At 57.1% G+C, this 2,948-nt stretch carries 2 protein-coding genes; both read right to left on the bottom strand.

All coding sequences use genetic code 11. The features are described from left to right. Nucleotides 1-1,817: carbamoyl-phosphate synthase large subunit (carB, locus tag B2T33_RS08465; RefSeq protein WP_286791675.1), on the bottom strand; the 1,817-nt coding region annotated here is incomplete at its 3' end. A gap of 96 nt (nt 1,818-1,913) precedes the next feature. Beyond that, nucleotides 1,914-2,948, bottom strand: a 1,035-nt coding sequence (carA, locus tag B2T33_RS08460) for a glutamine-hydrolyzing carbamoyl-phosphate synthase small subunit (RefSeq protein ID WP_286791674.1), incomplete at its 5' end; no start/stop codon positions are given.

Raw genomic sequence — 2,948 nt, 5'->3', positions numbered from 1 at the left:
TCCGGGTTGCAGTTGACCATGATCGCTTCGATGCCGGCTTCGCGCAGCGCATAGGCCGCGTGTACACAGCAATAATCAAACTCGATCCCCTGACCGATACGGTTCGGACCACCACCAAGAATGATGACTTTCTTGCGGTCGGTGACTTCTGCCTCGTTTTCCGGTTCAACGAAACCATCGCCTTCATACATGGAATACATGTACGAGGTGCGCGACGGGAATTCGGCCGCACAGGTATCAATGCGCTTGTAAACCGGGCGCAGGCCAAGGGCGTGACGATCCGCACGAACGGCGTCTTCGTCCTTGCCAGCCAGTTCTGCAAGACGTGCGTCCGAGAAGCCGAGCTTTTTGAGGCGCAGCAATTCCTGCCTGTCGGTCGGGATGCCGTTGGCACGAACTTTTTCTTCCTCGGCGACCAGCATTTCGATCTGCTTGAGGTACCAGGGGTCAAACTTGGTCGCACCCTGAATTTCCTTAAGCGTCAGGCCGTGACGGAAAGCCTGGGCAGCATAAAGGATACGGAACGGGATCGGCTGGGTCAGCTTGGCACGGATGGCGGCCTTGTCAGGCGCACCTTCGATTTTGACTTCATTGAGGCCGGTAAGCCCGGTTTCCATCGACCGCAGACCTTTCTGCAGGCTTTCGGCAAAGCAGCCACCGATGGACATCGCTTCGCCGACCGACTTCATGGCAGTCCCCAAAAGCGGCTTGGCGCCCGGGAATTTTTCAAAGGTGAAGCGCGGGATCTTGGTGACGACATAGTCGATGGTCGGCTCGAACGAGGCCGGGGTGACGCCGGTGATATCGTTATCAAGTTCATCCAAGGTGTAACCAACCGCAAGCTTGGCTGCGATCTTGGCAATCGGGAAACCGGTTGCCTTGGATGCCAGGGCGGAAGAACGCGACACGCGCGGGTTCATTTCAATGACGATCAGGCGACCGTTATCCGGGTTGACCGCGAACTGAACGTTCGAGCCGCCGGTATCCACACCGATCTCGCGCAGAACGGCTAGCGAGGCGTCGCGCATGATCTGGTATTCTTTATCGGTCAGGGTGAGCGCCGGGGCGACAGTGATTGAGTCGCCGGTATGGATGCCCATCGGATCGACGTTTTCGATCGAGCAGATGATGATGCAGTTATCCGCATTGTCGCGGACGACTTCCATTTCATACTCTTTCCAGCCGAGAATGGATTCTTCGATCAGCACTTCGTGGGTCGGCGAAATCGCCAGACCATTGCGGACGATCTGTTCGAACTCTTCACGGTTATAGGCAATGCCGCCACCTTCGCCGCCAAGGGTGAAGCTTGGGCGGATGATTGCCGGAAGGCCGGTGACTTCGAGTGCCTTGACCGCATCTTCAAAGGTGCGAACCATGGCTGAGCGCGCGCTTTCAAGACCGATCTTGTCCATGGCTTCGCGGAACAGCTGGCGGTCTTCGGCCTTTTCGATGACGTGCTTTTTCGCACCGATCATCTCGACACCGTATTTTTCAAGCGTGCCGTCGTTAAACAGGGCAAGTGCGGTGTTCAGCGCCGTCTGACCCCCCATGGTCGGCAGGATGGCGTCCGGGCGTTCCTTTTCGATGATCTTGGCGACCATGGCCGGTTTGATCGGCTCGATATAGGTCGCATCGGCCAGGTTCGGGTCGGTCATGATGGTCGCCGGGTTCGAGTTGACCAGAATGACGCGGTAACCTTCTTCCTTAAGGGCCTTACAGGCCTGGGCACCGGAATAGTCAAACTCGCAAGCCTGGCCAATAACAATCGGGCCGGCACCGATGATGAGGATTGATTTGATATCTGTACGTTTCGGCATGTCGTTTTCCGCTTTTCGCAAGGGCAGGCGCTATGGCTGCACCGCCTCGTTTAAGTCCGTTAATCGCGTAATCTTGGGCGTGTCCTGATCAGGGGATCAGGCTTTGGCGTCCTCGATCAGACCAACGAAACGTTTGAACAGGTAGTGGCTGTCATGCGGCCCCGGCGATGCTTCGGGGTGGTACTGAACAGCGAAGACCGGCTTGTCTTTCAGGCGCAGACCCGCAAGGGAACCATCAAACAGGGAGAAGTGCGTTGCTTCGACGTTGTCAGGCAGGCTGTCCTTGTCGACGACAAAGCCATGGTTTTGGGATGTGATTTCAACAACACCCGTGGTCGTGTCCTTGACCGGGTGGTTCGCACCACGATGGCCGACATCCATTTTCATGGTTTTTGCACCAAGTGCGAGCGCCATCATCTGATGACCCAGGCAAATCCCGAATACCGGCTTGCCGCTATCGATCAGGGTTTTGATGGTCGGAACCGCATATTCACCGGTGGCCGCCGGATCGCCCGGACCGTTGGACAGGAAAATCCCATCCGGGTTCATCGCAAGAATTTCATCGGCCGAGGTGGTGGCCGGAACAACCGAGACCTTGCAATCAAGGCTTGCCAGGTTGCGCAGGATGTTGCGCTTTACGCCGTAATCGATGGCAACGACATGGTGCTTGGCATTGCCAACCTTGCCGTATCCGCCTTCGCGGGTCCAAAGCGCTTCGTCCCAGTCGTAACCGGTGGTGCAGCTATTGTCCTTGGCAAGGTCCATGCCTTCAAGGCCGGGCCAGTCATTGGCCTTGGCGATCAGGGCTTCGATATCAAAACTGCCATCTTCGCTGTGGCAGATAACACCGTTCGGCGCGCCTTCGGTCCGGATGCGTTTGGTCAGGCGGCGGGTATCCACACCGGCGATCCCGATCCGGCCATGTTCAGCCAGCCAGTCGTTGAAATGTTTCTGGGCGCGGTAGTTTGACGGCTCGGTAATGTCCTGGCGCAGGATGCAGCCAAGGGCGACCGGTTTGGCGTTTTCGATATCTTCGTCGTTGGTGCCGACATTGCCGATATGGGGGAAGGTAAAGGTGATCATCTGACCGGCATAGGAAGGGTCGGTCATGATTTCCTGATAGCCGGTCAT

The sequence above is a fragment of the Thalassospira sp. UBA4513 genome, assembly GCF_002388495.1.
In the GTDB taxonomy this organism is placed as follows: Bacteria; Pseudomonadota; Alphaproteobacteria; order Rhodospirillales; family Thalassospiraceae; genus Thalassospira; species Thalassospira tepidiphila.
Note: the sequence above shows the minus strand (reverse complement) of the source record. Positions and strands in the feature narration are given on the sequence as shown.